Source organism: Devosia sp. XGJD_8 (assembly GCF_046614475.1).
Classification (GTDB): Bacteria; Pseudomonadota; Alphaproteobacteria; order Rhizobiales; family Devosiaceae; genus Devosia.
Genome location: NZ_JBKJHF010000001.1, coordinates 2,656,636 through 2,673,968, shown reverse-complemented (window position 1 = coordinate 2,673,968; position 17,333 = coordinate 2,656,636). Strand labels below are relative to the sequence as shown.

General features: G+C 64.1%; 14 protein-coding genes and 1 tRNA gene. 11 read left to right on the top strand and 4 right to left on the bottom strand.

The genetic code is table 11. From position 1 onward, the window contains the following. Positions 1 to 39: 39 nt before the first annotated feature. Positions 40 to 1,023, top strand: a complete 984-nt coding sequence (locus ACLI1C_RS12760) for an endonuclease/exonuclease/phosphatase family protein (RefSeq protein ID WP_411397336.1) — start codon at positions 40 to 42, stop codon at positions 1,021 to 1,023. A gap of 5 nt (positions 1,024 to 1,028) precedes the next feature. On the opposite strand, the gene ACLI1C_RS12755 is transcribed toward ACLI1C_RS12760, so the two are convergent. Further along, complete coding sequence (locus ACLI1C_RS12755; protein ID WP_411397335.1) at positions 1,029 to 2,135, bottom strand: pyridoxal phosphate-dependent aminotransferase; 1,107 nt, start codon at positions 2,133 to 2,135, stop codon at positions 1,029 to 1,031. A 403-nt stretch (positions 2,136 to 2,538) separates the two neighbouring features. Here ACLI1C_RS12755 and ACLI1C_RS12750 point away from each other — a divergent pair, with 403 nt between their 5' ends. Beyond that, positions 2,539 to 2,745: a hypothetical protein gene (locus ACLI1C_RS12750; protein ID WP_411397334.1), complete on the top strand. Its 207-nt coding sequence runs from the start codon at positions 2,539 to 2,541 to the stop codon at positions 2,743 to 2,745. Positions 2,746 to 2,796: 51 nt separating this feature from the next. On the opposite strand, the gene ACLI1C_RS12745 is transcribed toward ACLI1C_RS12750, so the two are convergent. Continuing rightward, on the bottom strand, positions 2,797 to 3,687 hold the full coding sequence (locus ACLI1C_RS12745; RefSeq protein ID WP_411397332.1) for a mechanosensitive ion channel family protein: 891 nt from the start codon (positions 3,685 to 3,687) through the stop codon (positions 2,797 to 2,799). A gap of 94 nt (positions 3,688 to 3,781) precedes the next feature. Here ACLI1C_RS12745 and ACLI1C_RS12740 point away from each other — a divergent pair. The 4 genes from ACLI1C_RS12740 to ACLI1C_RS12725 all read left to right on the top strand — a co-directional run bounded on the left by ACLI1C_RS12740 (position 3,782) and on the right by ACLI1C_RS12725 (position 7,387). Beyond that, a tRNA-Lys gene (locus ACLI1C_RS12740) sits at positions 3,782 to 3,857 on the top strand. A gap of 211 nt (positions 3,858 to 4,068) precedes the next feature. Next, a complete protein-coding gene (locus ACLI1C_RS12735) occupies positions 4,069 to 4,773 on the top strand; it encodes a YjbE family putative metal transport protein (protein ID WP_411397331.1) in 705 nt (234 codons plus the stop codon). Positions 4,774 to 4,883: 110 nt separating this feature from the next. Then, complete coding sequence (locus tag ACLI1C_RS12730; RefSeq protein WP_411397329.1) at positions 4,884 to 6,065, top strand: lipid II:glycine glycyltransferase FemX; 1,182 nt, start codon at positions 4,884 to 4,886, stop codon at positions 6,063 to 6,065. Continuing rightward, positions 6,062 to 7,387 (top strand): lipopolysaccharide biosynthesis protein, encoded by a 1,326-nt coding sequence (locus tag ACLI1C_RS12725; RefSeq protein ID WP_411397327.1) that lies wholly within the window; start codon positions 6,062 to 6,064, stop codon positions 7,385 to 7,387. Before ACLI1C_RS12730 ends, ACLI1C_RS12725 begins: the two co-directional genes overlap by 4 nt. Before the next feature lie 12 nt (positions 7,388 to 7,399). Here ACLI1C_RS12725 and ACLI1C_RS12720 read toward each other — a convergent pair whose 3' ends face one another. Further along, a complete protein-coding gene (locus ACLI1C_RS12720; RefSeq protein WP_411397326.1) occupies positions 7,400 to 7,969 on the bottom strand; it encodes a hypothetical protein in 570 nt (189 codons plus the stop codon). Positions 7,970 to 8,148: 179 nt separating this feature from the next. Between ACLI1C_RS12720 and acs the strand changes: the two genes are divergently transcribed. Further along, complete coding sequence (gene acs / locus ACLI1C_RS12715) at positions 8,149 to 10,095, top strand: acetate--CoA ligase (RefSeq protein WP_411397324.1); 1,947 nt, start codon at positions 8,149 to 8,151, stop codon at positions 10,093 to 10,095. On the opposite strand, the gene ACLI1C_RS12710 is transcribed toward acs, so the two are convergent. Then, positions 10,092 to 12,101 (bottom strand): hypothetical protein, encoded by a 2,010-nt coding sequence (locus tag ACLI1C_RS12710; protein ID WP_411397323.1) that lies wholly within the window; start codon positions 12,099 to 12,101, stop codon positions 10,092 to 10,094. The two genes, acs and ACLI1C_RS12710, sit on opposite strands and share 4 nt — an antisense overlap. A gap of 332 nt (positions 12,102 to 12,433) precedes the next feature. Between ACLI1C_RS12710 and ACLI1C_RS12705 the strand changes: the two genes are divergently transcribed. The 4 genes from ACLI1C_RS12705 (at position 12,434) to ACLI1C_RS12690 (ending at position 17,159) form a co-directional block, all read left to right on the top strand. After that, positions 12,434 to 13,525 carry a glycoside hydrolase family 3 N-terminal domain-containing protein gene (locus ACLI1C_RS12705; protein ID WP_411397321.1) on the top strand — a complete coding sequence of 364 codons (1,092 nt, stop codon included), beginning with the start codon at positions 12,434 to 12,436 and terminating at the stop codon, positions 13,523 to 13,525. 84 nt (positions 13,526 to 13,609) lie between these two features. Beyond that, positions 13,610 to 14,407, top strand: a complete 798-nt coding sequence (locus ACLI1C_RS12700) for a UDP-2,3-diacylglucosamine diphosphatase (protein WP_411397319.1) — start codon at positions 13,610 to 13,612, stop codon at positions 14,405 to 14,407. Positions 14,408 to 14,668: 261 nt separating this feature from the next. Next, positions 14,669 to 15,862 (top strand): MFS transporter, encoded by a 1,194-nt coding sequence (locus ACLI1C_RS12695; RefSeq protein WP_411397317.1) that lies wholly within the window; start codon positions 14,669 to 14,671, stop codon positions 15,860 to 15,862. Between the two features lie 94 nt (positions 15,863 to 15,956). Continuing rightward, complete coding sequence (locus ACLI1C_RS12690) at positions 15,957 to 17,159, top strand: MFS transporter (RefSeq protein ID WP_411397315.1); 1,203 nt, start codon at positions 15,957 to 15,959, stop codon at positions 17,157 to 17,159. Positions 17,160 to 17,333 lie beyond the last annotated feature (174 nt).

Below are 17,333 nucleotides of genomic sequence, written 5' to 3'. Positions count from 1 at the left end.
GGCTGATCTGCCGGCCAGCGTCTTGCCCGGTTCATCCATTTGGGCCACCACTATCGCGCGGTCCAACACGGCAGAGCCAAGCTGACGATTCTTTCCGAAATCCGTGGCGTGCTGAGCGGGCTGGCCTTCGTGGCGGTGCTGCTGCTGCTGGCCGTCAGCTTTCCGTTCGGCATACCCGGGCAGGAACTGCTCAGCACCCTGCGCTTCCATATTGGCATAGCGCTACTGGCGCTGCCGCTCCTGCTGGCGCTGGCCGGCGCGCGGCTCCGGGCGCTCGTGGTGCTGGGGCTGGTTCTCGCCAGCCTGGCGCAGGGCGCCGGCATTGTCGTCATGCAGCAAGGCCAGCGGGCTTCTCTTGCCGACCTGTCCCCCAAGGCCAGCTTTCGCGCGCTGAGCTTTAACGTGCTCGCCACCAATTCCCGTCGGGCGGACGCCGCCCGCTACATCATCGACAGCGGCGCCGACGTGGTCGCGGTTCTGGAGGGCGATGGTCTGTCCGGACTATGGCCGGAAGTCATGCAGGCCTATCCCTATCGGCTGGGTTGCGAGCCGGACATCTTTTGTGACCTGGCCATCCTCTCCCGCACGCCCTTCGTCACGGCGGAGCGGCAGGTGCTGCATGGGCTGGAACGCTGGCGGCTGTCACAGGCGAGCGTGATGGTGGGCGGAGAAATGGTCACGGTGGTCGGGCTGCACCTGACCAAGCCCTATTTCGACGGCTTTGCCGCACTGGAGCTCGAACAGGCGCGCTGGGTCATCGCGGCCATCGAGGGACCGGTGCTGGTGATGGGCGATTTCAACGCGGCGGCATGGTCGAACCAGGTTGCCGGCTTTGCCGACGCGCTCGACCTCGTGCCACCACCCTTCTATCCGGCCACCTGGCCGGTGGAACTGGGACCGCTTGGCCTGCCCATCGACAACATGTTCACGCGCGGCTCCGCGCTGATCCGGACGATAGAGCCGACGCCTGAGGCATTTGGCTCCAATCATCTCGGGTTGCTGGCGACAGTGGCGCTGTTCTAGCGGATTTATCGGGCCAGCGTGGCCAGCACGTCGCCCAGGGCCCGGTCAAGCAGGGCCCGGTCCTGCTCGGTCCCGGCGCTGACCCGGATGCAGCGGTTCAGTCCGGTCACACCCGGCATGCGGATAAACACGCCGTGCTGGGCCAGGCCATCGACAATGGCCCTGGCATGGACGCCATCGCGGCCGCAGTCGATAGCGACGAAATTGGTCGCAGTAGGCAGGGGCTCCAGCCCATGGCGTCGGGCAATGGCGGCCGTATCGTCCAGTGCCGCCCGCACCGCCGCCATCGACCATTGCAGGTGCGACTCGTCCGCCAGCGCGGCGATGGCGCCAGACTGGGCCACGTTGCTGATGCCGAAATGGTTGCGGATGCGGTTGAAAGCCGAGACGTTCTGGCTATCACCCAGCACATAGCCGACCCGTGCGCCGGCCAGGCCATAGGCCTTGGAAAAGGTGCGCATGCGGAGGAGATTCGGGCGGTCGAGGTCGAGCGGGGGCAGCGTGCCCTCCGGCGCGAATTCGCCATAGGCCTCGTCCAGCACGATCATGGTGCTTTCCGGGATGGCGGCAATGAAGCGCTCTACCGACGCGGCATCCCACCAGCTGCCCATGGGATTGTCGGGATTGGCCAGATAGACCATGGCCGCCTCGGTCTCGCGCGCTGCCCGGGCCAGGGCGTCGATGTCTTCGCGGTCACCGATATAGGGCACGGTGTGCATGCGGGCGCCATAGCCGGCGATGTGGTAGTTGAAGGTCGGGTAGCCGCCCAGCGAGGTGACAACTGTCGACCCAGGCGCCGCGAAGAGCCGCACGGCCATGCCGAGAATGGCATCGACGCCTTCACCGGGCATCACATTGGCGGCCGGAATAGCCAGGTGGTTGGCGATGGCGACGCGCAGGTCGTGATTTTCAGGATCCCCGTAATGCCAGCTCTCCCGGGCCGCGGCCGCCATGGCCGCGATCACCGACGGGGCGGGGCCGAACGGGTTCTCATTGGCGCCGATCCGCGCCTGGAGCGCCACGCCGGTCTGGCGCGCAATGGCTTCCGGCCCGACAAAGGGCACGGCTTCGGCAAGAAGAGCGGTGATGGGCGACAGCTGAGGACGGGGCACGTTTAGCGACTCGCTTGTGAGGGGACGATCTTAGCGGTGCCGCGCCCCCACTAGCCAGCACCTGACGAGATCAGCACGTAGATTGCGTAGATGATGATCCAGGGCAGAATCGCCAGCGCCAGATAGAGCCAACCGCGACGTCGCATGCCTGTCCGTTCCTCGCATCTGGCAGCCAGAGATTGTCGGGAGAGCGCGACTGCAACGGTTTTGCACAGGCCGTCATCACGACCGGCTGGCGCGAAGGCGCTGAATCAGGGGCTTTCCGAGACGTCAGCAAATGCATCGCTTTTGCATCAATAGCGACGGATTCCGGCAAGTTTGAGGAAGGCATGTGGGAGCACCCTCTGGCTCGCGTCACCTCCCTGGCGTTTTCATTGAAACGGTTCCAAAGGAGCTCCCTGCTATGCCGCCTACCTATGTTCTCGCCCGAGACCACCTGCAGCGCGCAGCGACGATCCTGCAAGGCGCGGACAGCTACTCGCGCCAGTTGCGTTATATCATCGAGCGTACCATCACCCTGATGAGCGACGTGCGCCAGCCAGAGCCGGTCCGGGCCAGCAATGTTCTGGATTTCTCGGCCTTCCGCGAAAGTCGCGCGGGCTTTGACTGACTGACCCCTGTGCCGGCGGCCTGACCGCCGGCACCGCTTTTCGACCTGCCGTCAGCTGCCCGACTGGGTCTCGGGGCTTGGATTGGCAGGGTCGGGCACCACCGTAATGCCCGCCTTCTCCGCCTTGGTCCCGATCAGTTCGCGGTTGAGCGCGATCTTGGCCTCCTCGGTCAGGCTGTAGAGCGCCTCCAGGTAATCCGGCGTGGCAACCCAGGCCCGCAACTGCAGATTGACCGCCGCCCCCGAAAAGCCGTCCACATGCACGCTGGGCGCCGGGTCAGCCAGGACGCGGCTGTCGCTGGTGGCGACCCGCAGCAGGATGTGGCGCGATTTGCCGATATCGATGTTGTCGGGCACGCTGACATTGACGTCGATGCGCCGCCGCGGCTCGCGGCTGTGATTGGTAATGGCCGAGGACCAGAGCTTCTGGTTGGGCGTGAAGATGTAGAGCCCGCTCGACGAGCGCAGCCGCGTGCCGAAGAGGCCGATTTCGACCACCACCCCGGCCACCCCGTCACCCTGGATGAATTCACCAATGGCGATCGGCCGCAGCCAGATCAGCATGATACCGGCGGCGATATTGGCCAGCGTGCCTTGCAGCGCCAGGGCGATGGCCAGGCCCGCCGCGCCCAGGACGGTGAGAATCGAGGTGCTGGACACCCCCAGCAGATTGAGCGCCGTGACGATGGCAAAGATGAAGATGCCGTAGCGGGCCACCTGCGACAGCAGCGGCGCGAAGTTCTTGTCCACGCCATAGGCCAGGGGCAGCAGCTGGCGGATGGCCCTTGCCGCCAGCCGGGCCAGGTACCAGCCGGCAACCAGAATGGCGAGGGCAGCCAGCAGGCTGATTGCATTGGCTGCCAGCCAGGCAGCCGGGATGATCAGAAATTCGGGAATGGTCGTGCCGCCCTGGTTTGGCGACGCAAGCTGCGTCTGCGACACTCTAGCAAACCATCACAATGAGGAAAGTGGTCTGAGGCGCTAGACAGCACGGAATCCCTTTGATAGAGAGGCGCCACTTTGGAAGCTCCAGTAGGGGCGAGTAGCTCAGCTGGTAGAGCAGACGACTCTTAATCGTCGGGTCCACGGTTCGAATCCGTGCTCGCCCACCAAAGTCCCCCCTCCCGTAGATTGGCGTTTCCCGCACTTGATCAAGCAATGCCTGGTCAGGACGGTCCAGTCTGTCGCCAAGCTGTCAGTTGGCCCGCAAAGGCGCAGATTTCCTCAGACTTTGGTCGATTCCCGCTGAGTTGGTCTTCCCAGCCCGCGGGCGGAGCGCTATAGGGCGGCATTCCCTTCCGGCCCCCTGACGAGGATCCCCTCATGTTCGGTCTCGACCCGAGTTTCGTTAGCTCGCTCATTCAAGTCATCCTGATCGACCTCGTCCTGGCGGGCGACAATGCCGTGGTCATTGGCCTGGCTGCGGCGGGCCTTGCCTCCGATGTGCGCCGCAAGGCCATTCTGATCGGCATTATTGCCGCGACCCTGCTGCGCATCTTCTTTGCGCTGATCACCACCCAGCTGCTGGCGCTGGGCGGCGGCCTGCTCATCGCCGGTGGCGTGCTGCTGCTCTATGTCTGCTGGAAGATGTATCGCGAGCTGACCGTCTCGCAGGGCGAGGAGCACGAGGCTCAGGAAGCGCTCGAAGACCATGACACCAATGCCGATGGCACCGTGGCCGGCAAGGCGCCGCGCAAGACGCTGCGCCAGGCCGTCATCCAGATCATCATTGCCGACGTCTCCATGTCGCTCGACAACGTGCTGGCCGTGGCCGGCGCCGCGGCCCACCATTTCGAGGCCCTGATCATCGGCCTGGCCCTGTCGGTGGTGATGATGGGCGTTGCCGCCACCTTCATCGCCGGCCTGCTGCACAAGCATCGCTGGATCGCCTGGGTCGGCCTGATCATCATCCTGTTCGTCGCCATCCGCATGGCGCTCGAAGGGCTCGGCGCCTTTGTCGCCATCCCCGAAATCCCGCTGCTCTATACACCGCATGCCGTTGGCGAAGCCGCAGCTGCCACGCATTAGCCTTTGGTAACCAGTGTTCCAAGTTTGCGGCATTTGCCGCCGTGGAATAGGGATTTGAACACCTCGACGCACTAACTTCCCGCTCACGTACAAGAGCGGGAAGTCCTACGATGTCCGTCATCGCCGATAGCGTTGTCCGTGCGGGGAATGCCAGCCAGGCCGTCCTGCGCACCAGCGCAGTTTCCTCCGCCCGGCTGCAGACCAGGATTGTCAGCGGCTCGGAATGGGATCACACGATCGCCGGTTTCGACGAGGTCTGCCAGGAGCAGATGCACGCCTTTGCCGCCACGCGCTGGCCCTCGGTCGTCCAGGAGCCGATGCTGTTCCTGGCGGATGGGGACGTGGTTGGCGGCGCTCTCGTCATGGTGCAGAAGTTGCCGCTGGGCCTGGGCAGGATTGCCGTTGCGAAATGGGCGCCGATGTTGCGCGACGCAGCGCGTCCCGATGCCGATGCCATCCGCGCCAGCATGGTCGAGGCCATGATCGCCGACTATGCCGATGCCCGGGGCATGATGCTCTCCGTGCTGCCGCGCGCCGCCATCCACACGGATAACCGGGATTACGAGCGGCTCGTGGCCCGCGGTTTCAAGCGCGGCTCGGAACTGGGCTTTCCCGATCGCTATATCGTCAATCTGCGCCTCTCCGACGACGAGCAGCGCAAGAGCTTCCACCAGACCTGGCGGCGTCAGCTCACCAAGTCGGAAAAGGTGGGCCTGAGCTTCGAGCGCGCTGCGCCCGAGGCGATCGAGGATTTCAATCGGCTCTACAATGCGATGACCGACCGCAAGCAGTTTGCCGATTACTCCGCTTATGAAACCGTCCCGGCATTGATGTCGATCGCCGTGCCAGCCCTGCGGCCCGAGCTGTTCTTCGTGCGCCACGAGGGGGAGCTCGTGGCGGGCGGGCTGATCTTCAAGGCGGGCGACCGCGCCGTCTATCTCTATGGCGCCACCAATGACAAGGCGCTGCCGCTGCGCGCCGGCTATTTCATGCATTGGCACATCATCCGCTGGCTGCGCGATAACACTGCCGCCACCTGGTACGATCTGGGCGGCACCGATGGCTTCCAGGGACTGCACCAGTTCAAGAAGGGCATGGTGGGCGAAGCTGGCGTCATCCGCCCGGTGCCGCCGGTCGCCAACTATGCCAGCAAGCCGCTGGCCTACCTGTCTGGTGCGGGGGCCTTCGCGGCGCGCGATGCCATGCACAAGGTGCGCCGCGCCATTGCCGGCTGGCGCAATCCCAAGACGCTGCCCACGCAACGGCGGGATGCCGGCGAGTCTGCCGAATGAGCGTACACAAGCGCCTGGCCTCGCAGTCCGGCATCATCTTTGGCGCCCGCCTGGTCGGCGCCGGCCTGATCTTCCTCGCGCAGGCGCTGATCGCGCGCATCTGGGGGCCGGAACTGCTCGGCGAGTATCTGATCGTCATTGCCACGGTCAATTTGATCGCCGTGACCATGCCGCTGGGCTTTCACACGGTCGGCACCTATTTTGCCGCGGAATACCGGGCGCGCGGCGAGCGCAAGCAGTTGATCGTCTTCCTCATGCGCTCCTATGGCCATGTCGTGGGTGCCATGGTGCTTCTGCTGCTGGCCGGTCCGTTGCTGCTCGGGCCGCTGGGGCAGGGGCAGAGCGCGCTGGCCCACCATTTCGTGCCCATCGTGCTGCTCGCCTTCAGCGCTGCCCTGGTCTATGTCAACGGCGCCCTGCTGGTCGGGCTCAAGCGCCCATTTGCCGGCTTTTTTGCCGATACGATCTTTCGCCCGATGATGGTGATGGGCGCCTTCCTCGTCACCATGGGAATTGCCGCGCCGGTCGAGGGTTTCGCCCTCATGCTGTGGATCTTTGCCATCGGCTCGGTGACCATCTCCCTGGCCCATTTCGGTTTTGTCATCACCTCGCTTGATCGCGTCCCCGACGTGAACCCGGCCCGCCCGGACGAGTCGCGCCGCTGGTGGCGCTTTGCCCTGCCATGGGTGCTGATTTCACTGGCCACGGACTTCTTCTTCGATATCGACCTGCTGCTGCTCAGCCATGCGCTGAGCCGCGAGGAACTGGCCATATTCGGCGTCTGCACGCGCCTGTTTTCGCTGATCTCCTTCGGCGTGGCGGCGGTTTACGCCGTCACCATGCCGGACATGTTCGAAAGCGAAGCCAATGCCGACCGCGCAGCGTTCAAGCGCAAGGTGGGCGATGCCAATTTCGTTGCCAGCGTGATTTCCATCGCCCTGTTTGCCGGCATGGCGCTGGTGGCGCCGTTCCTGCTCATGCTGTTCGGCCCGAGCTTTTCGGCCGGCGCGGCGCCCCTTGCGGTGCTGTGCCTGGCGCTGGTCATCCGTTCGGTCATGGGTCCGGCCTCGCTGGTCCTGTCCATCCACGATCGTCCCTATGCCAGCCTGCCCTTCGTGGCGCTGGGCATCGGCTCGCTGGTGGTGGGCAATTGGCTGCTGGTGCCGCCGATGGGCCTGATGGGGGCAGCGCTGTCGGCCATTATCGCGATTTCGGTGTGGTCGGTCGGCCAGTGGTGGATCGCCCTGCGCACGGCGGGCATGGACGTTTCCATCATGCAGTGGTTCCGCAACCGGCGCCTGGCGACAGTTGCGGCGGAGTAGGGGTGGGGGCGGTCAGGCCGCCCGCACCAGGCCTTCCAGCCGCTGTTTCAGGCGGCCGAGGCGCCCGATATTGACGCCGCTGTCATAGTCCTCGGATACCTTGGTGTAGGCCTTTTCGATCAGCAGGTAGTCCTGCCCGAAAATGTGCTGCTCCAGCAGGCAGGTTTCCTTGTAGCCGTAGCGCTTGAGCAGCATGCGGGCCACGGCGTTTTCCGGCCGCACGAAGGTATAGGCCTTGTGGAAGCGGGTATTGTCCCAATGCTCGTCGAAAGCGCGCATGCCGAACATGCCGAGCTTGGTCTGGCGATGGCTTGGGAAGACCCAGCTCCAGTAGCGGAAGATCGAACCGCATTCAGGGCCCGAGACCATGGCGCCCCCCGGCGTGCCATCAGCGCACATGATCATGATGTGCCAGGGGTCGAGTGCGATCAGGTTGCGCAGGAAGGTCTTGTTGAGGCGACCCATTTCGTGGGCCTTGAAGCGCTCGCTGTAATATTCGGATGTCGCGATCACATCCATCAGTTCGCGATGGATCAGGTCGATGTCGGCCGGCGTAGCGGCACGGATGGTCATCTCTGCCATGGTGAAGCTCCCTCTGTACCCGGACAATACCAAATCCCGGCCCGCGGCCGAAGCATCCTAGCTGCGGGCGGTTAATGGCCGGTACCGCCCACACTACCCATTAAGTCGCAGCGACAAGGCCTTGCCCGGCGCAGGGTGGGTCACTAGAACGGAGGGCGGGAGAGATAAGGGAGGACAGTATGAGCGAGCAGCTCGTATTCCAGCCAAGTGCGGCTGCGATCGCACGCACCCACGTCACGAAAAACCAGTATGACGAGATGTATGCGCGTTCGGTCAGCGATCCGGACGGCTTCTGGGCGGACCAGGCCAAGCGCATCGACTGGGTGAAGTTCCCGACCAAGATCAAGAACACCACGTTCCAGTACCCGGACGTCTCGATCAAGTGGTTCGAGGATGGCGTGCTCAATGTCGCTGCCAATTGCATCGACCGCCATCTCACCGAGCATGGCGACGACATCGCGATCATCTGGGAACCCGACGATCCCAATGCGCCGTCGGAACACATCACCTATCGCACCCTGCATGAAAAGGTGTGCCGCTGCGCCAACGTGCTCAAGTCACTGGGCGTGCGCAAGGGCGACCGGGTCACCATCTACCTGCCGATGATCCCGCAGGCTGCCTATGCCATGCTGGCCTGCGCGCGCATTGGCGCGGTGCATTCCGTGGTCTTTGGCGGTTTCTCGCCCGATGCCCTGGCCGGTCGAATCAATGACTGCGACTCGGCTGTCGTCATCACGGCCGACGAAGGCCGGCGTGGCGGCAAGGTCGTGCCGCTCAAGAAGAATGTCGACAAGGCCCTCGAGGATTGCCCCGGCGTCAGCAAGGTGCTGGTCGTGCACAATACCGGCGCGGATGTTGCCATGAAGGGCAGCCGCGACGTCTGGTGGCACGAGGCTGCCGCTGGCGTCGAGCCGTTCAACGATCCCGAGCCGATGAATGCGGAAGACCCGCTCTTCATCCTTTATACGTCCGGTTCCACCGGCAAGCCCAAGGGCGTGGTTCACACCACCGGCGGCTACATCCTCTACACGGCGCTGACGCATGAGCTGAGCTTTGACTACAAGCGCGGCGAAGTGTTCTGGTGCACGGCGGATGTGGGCTGGGTCACCGGCCACAGCTATATCGTCTATGGCCCGCTGGCCAATGGCGCGACCTCGCTGATGTTCGAGGGCATTCCCACCTATCCCGACGCCAGCCGGCTCTGGCAGGTGGTGGAAAAGCACAAGGTCAACATCTTCCACACCGCGCCCACCGCCATTCGCGCGCTGATGGGAGCGGGGCCGCAATATGTCGAGAAATACGACATGCCGACCCTGCGCCTTCTGGGCACTGTGGGTGAGCCGATCAATCCGGAAGCCTGGATGTGGTACTACAACCAGGTCGGCAAGGGTCGCTGCGAGATCGTTGACGCCTGGTGGCAGACCGAAACGGGCGGCCACATGATCGCGCCGTTCCCCGGCGCGATCAGCACCAAGCCGGGTTCGGCGACGGTGCCGTTCTTCGGCATCCAGCCCGAAGTGCTCTCGCCCGAGGGCCGGCTGCAGGAGCAGACCAAGGCCGAGGGCGTACTGGCCATCAAGGATAGCTGGCCCAGCCAGGCCCGCACCATCTGGGGCGATCATGGCCGCTTCGTCTCCACCTATTTCGAGACCTACAAGGGCTATTACTTCACGGGCGACGGCTGCCGTCGCGATGAAGACGGCTATTACTGGATCACTGGCCGCGTCGATGACGTGCTCAACGTCTCCGGCCACCGTCTCGGCACCGCCGAAGTGGAAAGCGCGCTGGTCAGTCATCCCAAGGTGTCCGAAGCCGCCGTCGTCGGCTATCCGCATGATCTGAAGGGGCAGGGCATCTATTGCTATGTCACCCTGATGGCCGGCGAATCCACCAGCGACGAACTGCGTGCCGAGCTCAAGAACTGGGTGCGAAAGGAGATCGGCCCGATCGCCACCCCGGACCTGATCCAGTGGGCGCCCGGCCTGCCCAAGACCCGAAGCGGCAAGATCATGCGCCGCATCCTACGCAAGGTGGCCGAGAACGACTTCGGCTCGCTGGGTGACACCTCGACGCTCGCCGATCCGGGCGTGGTCACCGATCTGATCGAGAACCGGCAGAACCGCTAGGGCTGCGGGGTTTCGGCCTCAGTCGCGGGTGCTGGAACAAGGGGCTCAGTCTGGTCAACAGGCTGGGCCTCTTCATTTGCCGGGGGCATGTCCGGCCTGACGTCGATGCGGGCCGTCGCGACCGGTGCGCCACCCGGTGCGAAGTGTTGCAGCACGAGGTAATAGGTTTCCCCCGCGATCAGCTCGGCGCGTAGTCGCGGAAAGCCGCCCTCGCCACCATCATCGTCCGCCGCCAGTGACTCGACCGCTTCACCCGACTTGCGGAACAACTCGCCCGTCAGGTCTGCATCAGGTCCGCCATTGGGCATCACATCGATGACATGGGGGCCGCCGGCTTCGGCAACGAACTGGAAGACGGCGCCGAGCGGCGGAATTTCGACCGATTCCGCAATGGGTACCGCAGGCTCCTCCCGAACCAGTTGCTCGGCCGAAATCAGTTCGATCCGCGTTTCGCGCTCAACCCGCAGGATGGCATTGCCGGCGCTGTCCAGCGTGGAGGCGCGCGCGACGTAAACCTGGCCAGGCGCCACGCGAATGCTGAGCGCCGAATCGAACACGCCGGGGCCGCCATCGTCATTCTCGGCGAAGATGGTGCCCTGATCGTCGACCACCTGCAGGAACGGATCGACGCGATCCAGCGCGACGAGCGAAACCAGATAGTCCCCCGGTGGCAGTTCCAGGCGGATGGATTCGGCCAGTTGGGAGATGGCGATGACGATCTCATCGGGCGCCGAGGTCAAGGTCCGCTCCGAGCGGGACGCACTGGCCCCCACCATGACGGGCGATGCCGTGTCGGCAACGTTGATCGCGACACTGGCCTTCGCGTCGGCACAGGCCAGGCCCTCATTCTTGAAGATGACCTGGCTGCCATATTGGGTAATGTCGAGGGTCTGGATGTCGCCATAGGGGAAGTCGATCAAGCCTTCGCCGGCCAGGTAGGAAATGTGCTCGGCAACCAGCTTGTTGCTGGAATTGGTCGATATCAGCGCATCCTCCTTGTCGTGGCAGATATCGACAAACAGCGGCCATGCCCCGATGCGCTTCACCCGGTCGCCGACGATGTTGTAGATGACGCTGGAAATGCCGGCTTCGATCGAGTTCGACAGCGCGTCGCGCTGGGCGTTGGACATGTCGTCTGTCAGATCGCGCAGCGCCGGGGCGTTCTGGACGGCGGTCGCGATCTGGTTGGCCATGTCGTCTTCGACGCGCACCAGGGGCCGCTGCGGCAGGTAGTCTTCGACCTTCCTGTCGCCGCCGAACATCATGGCCGAGATGCGCATCAGATCATCGGTCGGCACCACGAGGGCTGCAATCACCACGAGGCCGAAGGCAAAGGCCAGGCTGCCGAATTCGAGCCGCCCCCGATCCTCCTGGGCTTCGAGCGCCGCCGCGACATGCTCGCCGCTCGCCTGGCTGGCCGGCAGCACCATGGCTGTGGTGCGGCGCAGGGTGATCAGGACAATGATGGCGCTGACCGCGGTGAGCTTGAGCAGCAGTTCGATGGCCGCCAGCAGGTAGAGACCGTGTGCCACTTCTGCGGCCGCCATGATGGCCAGCGCGACATAGATCAGGATGCCCACCGTGGCGGCGCCGGAAACGACGAAACAGGCCACGGCGGCGCGGTGTATGGACAGCAGGTGGCGAAAGCCACGGCCGATCATCTGGGCGTTGGCGTTGCTGAGCCAGGCGAAGACCAGCGTAACAGCGATGGCGATCAGCAGCGTGTTGAGGACGTGCAGGGCCAGCAGTGGATTATGGCCGGTAAGTCCGTCTGTCGGAGTGGCGACCACGAACAGCGCGATGATGATCGCGGCCAGAGCCAGCGCCATGAACACCAGGATTGCCGCATTCTGCAGCGTCCATAGGTGCCATCCGAAGGCGTGGCCCGACGGCGGCCCGTTGGGCGGCTCGGGCGGGGGCGGAGGTGGGGGCGGCGTGTCGGGTTGTGGTGGCGGTGGTGTTCCGCCATCTCCACCGGCTGTCTTGGCTGCTTCAGGATCGCTCATGCCCCCGTCCTCCCCCCTTCTGCAATAGGGGTGCGACGCGGCGGCGAGAAGTTGGGCCTACTACTATACGCAATCGCAGACGGGAGGATCTTGCCCCCTGCAAAGCATCACGGGCGGAGATCCCAAGATCCCCGCCCGATCAAGGCAACGGCTTTCATCGGCCGGAAGGTTGAAAAACGGCCAGTGCTCCAAGTCGCCCCGGTTACATTGCCATATTTGCCGGTGATCCACACCCCTCATTAGCAGAAGTGGTGCGGCAAAAGCGCTTGGTCATTGTTTCGGCTGTATTTGGCGGTCATCGTCGCGCAACGATTCCCCCACCGGACATGAACGTGACCTCTATTTTCAAATGCCTTGCCGCCGGCCTTGCTCTGCTCGCGCTCCCCGTTGCGGCCCATGCGGCGACGCTGGAAGAGATGGCTGGCCAGATGATTGTCGTGGGTTTCCAAGGCGATGCCGTCGACGATGCCGACGTGGTCGCCCTGCGCGAGGAATTGGCCGCCGGGCGGCTGGGCGGGGTCATGCTGCTCAAGATCAACGTCAAGAGTCTGGGGGCCGTTGGCGCCATGAATGCTGCCTTCCGCGCCGCGTCGCCGGACCTGCCGCCATTCATCACCCTGGATCAGGAGGGGGGCGCGGTCGAGCGGCTCACCAAGGATGTCGGCTTCCGCGAAATTCCCAATGCCGCTTCGATAGCCGCCAACAACAGCCCGGCCCAGGCTGCCGCCATCTATTCCACCATGGCCGCATCGATTGCCGAGCTCGGTTTCAGCGTCAATTTCGGCCCCGTTACCGATATCAACCGCAATCCCGACAACCAGATCATCGCCAAGTTCGGCCGGGCCTTCGCCAAGGATGCGTCCACTGTCGCGGCCTACAGCGAAGCCTTCATCACCGCCCATCATGCGGCGGGCCTTCTGACCGCGCTCAAGCATTTCCCCGGCCATGGCTCGTCGACCGGTGACAGCCACGAGGGGTTCGTGGACATCACCCAGAGCTGGGAGCCCAGCGAGCTCGATCCCTATCGCACGCTGATTGCCGCCGACATCGTCGACATGGTGATGGTGGGCCACCTCTATCACGCCGACTATTCCGACGCGGGGGCGCAGACACCGTCCTCGCTGTCTCCGCAATGGATCACCGGCGTGCTGCGCGAGGAGCTCGGCTATGATGGCGTGGTGATCAGCGACGATCTGGAAATGGGCGCCATCCGCGACCACTTCACCCTCGAACAGACCGTCACCATGGGCGTGCGCGCCGGCATGGATGTGCTGCTGTTCTCGAACACAGCCAAATACCGCCCCGGTCTGAACCGCGAGATTCTGGCCATTCTGCTTGCCGAAGCCGAGGACGACCCGGCCTTCGCGGCGCGGATCGAGCAAAGCTACGAACGCATCGTGGCGCTCAAGTCGCGCATCCGCTGAGCCCCACCATTTCGTCACCAGCACAGGTTTCCTCCCGCTGCTTCCGCAGATAAAGTGCGGCCACGAAGCAGGAGTCGTTGCTTGATGGCGGTTGACCGCGAAGTCCGACAGGTCCGGGCCATTTTCATCTCGGACGTCCACCTGGGCATGAAGCCCATCAGGGTGGGGCAGCTCATCGAATTCCTGCGCGCGCATGAAGCCGAGACCATCTATCTGGTCGGCGACATCGTCGATGGCTGGCGCCTGGCCAAGTCCTGGCACTGGCCCAGCGAATACAACATCCTGGTGCAGGTGCTGCTCGACAAGGCCAGTTCGGGCACGCGGGTGGTCTACCTGCCGGGCAATCACGACGAGTTCCTGCGCGAATATCTCGGCACCTATTTCGGCGAGGTCGAATTCGTCGACCGAACCGTGCATACCTCGGCCTCGGGCAAGACCTATCTGGTCATCCATGGCGATCAGTTCGACGTGGTGGTGATGAATGCCAAGTGGCTCGCCCATGTCGGGGACTGGGCCTACAACGCCGCCCTGCGCGTCAATATCGCCATCAACTGGGTGCGCCGCCGGCTGGGACTGCAATACTGGTCGCTGTCGGCCTGGGCCAAGCAGAAGGTCAAGAATGCCGTTTCGGTCATTGGTCGCTTCGAGGAAGCGCTGGTGCACGAGGCCAAGGAATCGGGCGTCGACGGGGTCATCTGCGGCCACATCCATTTTGCCGACATGCATGACCGGCTGGGCATCCACTACATCAATACCGGCGACTGGGTGGAGAGCTGCACCGCCATCGTCGAGACGGCCGATGGCGCCTTCGAGCTGGTGAAGTGGACGGAAATGGTCGTCGGCGAACCCCGCAAATTCCGCCTGCGCAAGGCGGCCGGGTAGGCGCTGAGCGCCTCCGAGCAGAACGCCGAGGGGACTTGGCGAGGCCGTGCGCCGGTTTCTGAGGCCGGAGCATGCCAGCGAGTGCGTCGCCTGGGTGACAAGCGCGTCACAGGATCCGTCCACGCTTGAATCGCCGTATGTGCCCATGTGGCAACTGGTGGCAAGCGGCCAGTCGCAACGTTGCACAATCGGCCTTGCTTTGGCAGGCAATGCGAGTCACCAAGGTTTCCGGGCGCTGATTTGCCCGGAGTTCGTTTTTCCATGCCATCGGTATATTCGCGCTCGGCCAGCCCCGAGCTGCGCGCTTCCATTTATCAGTTCACCGTCTATATCCCCGGTGGCGTGGCCTCGGTCTTCCTTGGCATCTGGCTCAGCGAACATGGTGTGCCGGCCGATCAGATCGGCATCATCAATGCCCTGCCGACCCTGTGCCTGCTGTTGCTCAACATCATTGTCGGCCGCATCGCCGACAAGGCCGATGACTGGCGCACGGCGCTGATCGTCATCTCGCTGGCCTCCGCGCTGGCGCCGCTGCCGCTGTATTTCGTGTCCGAATTCTGGGGCATCCTGCTGGTCTGGGCGCTCTGCGCCACCAGCAACGGCCTCGTGGCGCCGGTCATCGACGCGGCCACGGTGCGCATGACGCGTCGCAACGGCACCGATTTCGGTGCGGTGCGGGCATGGGCCACGGTGGGCTATGTCTTCGCGGCGGCGGGGATTGGCCTCTTGCTCAACGTGCTGGGCTCGGGTGCCTTCGTCACGCTCTATGTCGCGACCGTCGTGGTGCGCGCCGCGCTGGCCTATCTGCTGCCGCGCTTTCGGACGCCGGCCCCCAAAGTCACTCTGGCCAATATTCCGGGGCCTGCGCCGCAGCGCACGCGGCTCAAGGATTCGCTGCAGCTCTGGTTCGTCCTGCCCTTGCTCGCCTTTGCGCTGGTCAATTCCAGCAATTCCATCATCGGCAGTTTTGCCGCTCTGCTCTGGCACGAGAATGGTATCCCCACCTACTTCCTGGGTCCACTGCTGGGCATTGCGGCGGTCGGCGAGGCCATCCTGATGTTTGGCTGGCGCCGGTTCGGCGGGCGGGTCACTGCGCGCAACATGATCCTGGTGGCGGCGCTGGCGGGCCTGTTGCGCTTCACCGTGATGGCGTTCAACCCGCCGGTGGAGGTGCTGTTCCTCACCCAGCTCCTGCATGCCTTCAGCTTCGGCATGGGCTATTTCGGCGTGGTGCACTTCATCGCCAACTGGACCGATGAGTCCAATGCGGCCGAGGCGCAGGGCTTTGCCAATATGCTCAATATGGGCGCAGCGATGATGGCGCTGGTCGTGTTCGGCGTGCTGGTCGAGTATTTCGGGTCCTATGCCTTCTTCTACTCCACCATCACCGCCCTCCTGGCCGTCGTCTGCGTGCTGGTTTCGCTGCGCATCCGGCCGCCCAAGGATGCACATTGACTGCCCCGCCGAAATCGATATGGCTGGACACATACTGACCAGCCACTGATCTCCCGCCGGTGCTCCCGGTGCAATCGAACCTCGAGTACAGTCCATGTCGCTCGCCGTGGCGCCTGCGCGCCTGACGCCCGAATTGCGCACGACGGCCTTCTACTTCACCTATTTCATGGGGCCGGGGGCGGCGGTGATGTTCCTGCCCATCTGGCTGAGCGAGAAGGGCATTTCGACCGAGCAGATCGGCCTCATCAACGCGGTCCCGGTCTTTGTCATCCTGGCGCTCAACCTGGTGGTGGGGCGCCTCGCCGATCAGGCCAAGGACTGGCGGCAGGTGATCGTCATCGGCGCAGTCATCGCCGGCATCGTTCCGATCGGACTGTTCTTCGTCAACGAGTTCTGGGGCATCCTGCTGTTCTGGACCCTGGCCAGCCTGCCGGGCGGGGCGATCGGGCCGGTGCTGGACGCCGCCATCATGCGCATGACGCGCCGCAATGGCACGGATTTCGGTACGATCCGCGCCTGGGGCACGGTGGGCTACATGCTGTTCAATGCGCTGACCGGGTTCCTCGTCGGCTGGTTCGGATCAGATATTTTCGTTCCGCTTTTCGTTGGTTTGGCCTTGTTGCGCGCGGCGGTCTCGCTGCAATTGCCCGCCTTCCGCGCGCCCGCAGGGCTGCCCACCGTTGCGGCGGCCCAGCCGGTCGCCGGCAAGCTGCGCGAGATCATCACCAAGCCATGGTTCATCCTCCCGCTGATCGGCTTCTCGATCGTTTTCGGCACCCATATCGTGCTCAACGCCTTTGGCTCGCTGCTCTGGAAGGAGCAGGGCGTGCCCGAAAGCATTATCGGCCCGCTCATCGCGCTGGGCGCTGCGGCAGAGGCCGGCATGATGTTCGTGTGGAAGCGCTTTGGCGGCACGATATCGGCGCGGAAACTGATCCTGGCCTCGGCCCTTGTCTCCGTGCTGCGCTGGGTCGCCATGGCCTTCTCGCCCCCGGTGGCCATACTGGTGCTGCTGCAACTCACCCATGGCGTCACCTTCGCCCTGGGCTATCTCGGCTGTGTGCATTTCATCGCCAACTGGACCAGCGAGGACATCGCCGCCGAAACGCAGAGCCTGTTCAATGTGCTGCAGCAGGTCACGTCGGTCATCGCGCTGGTCGGCTTCGGCTGGCTGATCGGCCTGTTCGGTCCTCATGCCTACCTCTTCGCCGCCCTTGCCGCTACGCTGGGCGCGCTCTGCATCTGGCTGTCGCTCCGGATGATGCAGCCGAAGCCCGATGCGATTGTGACGGGGTAGGGGGCAGGCTTGGCCGCCAGGCCCACCTCAACCAGCACCACATCGTGGGTCTTCACGTTGTGGTCTGCTCCCAAAAGCTCGGCGCTTTGGCTAGCGCTGAACGCGCCCCTAGGATCTGTCCACGAGGACACATAGGGGTAAGGTCCAGACATCCCTTACAAAGCGGCTCAAGCT

Excerpts from the sequence above, each read along its gene's own strand:
- ACLI1C_RS12750 (WP_411397334.1), top strand. The coding sequence starts at position 2,539 with ATGCCGCCTACCTATGTTCTCGCCCGAGACCACCTGCAGCGCGCAGCG.
- ACLI1C_RS12735 (WP_411397331.1), top strand. The coding sequence starts at position 4,069 with ATGTTCGGTCTCGACCCGAGTTTCGTTAGCTCGCTCATTCAAGTCATC.
- ACLI1C_RS12730 (WP_411397329.1), top strand. The coding sequence starts at position 4,884 with ATGTCCGTCATCGCCGATAGCGTTGTCCGTGCGGGGAATGCCAGCCAG.
- ACLI1C_RS12725 (WP_411397327.1), top strand. The coding sequence starts at position 6,062 with ATGAGCGTACACAAGCGCCTGGCCTCGCAGTCCGGCATCATCTTTGGC.
- ACLI1C_RS12720 (WP_411397326.1), bottom strand. The coding sequence starts at position 7,969 with ATGGCAGAGATGACCATCCGTGCCGCTACGCCGGCCGACATCGACCTG.
- acs (WP_411397324.1), top strand. The coding sequence starts at position 8,149 with ATGAGCGAGCAGCTCGTATTCCAGCCAAGTGCGGCTGCGATCGCACGC.
- ACLI1C_RS12710 (WP_411397323.1), bottom strand. The coding sequence starts at position 12,101 with ATGAGCGATCCTGAAGCAGCCAAGACAGCCGGTGGAGATGGCGGAACA.
- ACLI1C_RS12700 (WP_411397319.1), top strand. The coding sequence starts at position 13,610 with ATGGCGGTTGACCGCGAAGTCCGACAGGTCCGGGCCATTTTCATCTCG.
- ACLI1C_RS12695 (WP_411397317.1), top strand. The coding sequence starts at position 14,669 with ATGCCATCGGTATATTCGCGCTCGGCCAGCCCCGAGCTGCGCGCTTCC.
- ACLI1C_RS12690 (WP_411397315.1), top strand. The coding sequence starts at position 15,957 with ATGTCGCTCGCCGTGGCGCCTGCGCGCCTGACGCCCGAATTGCGCACG.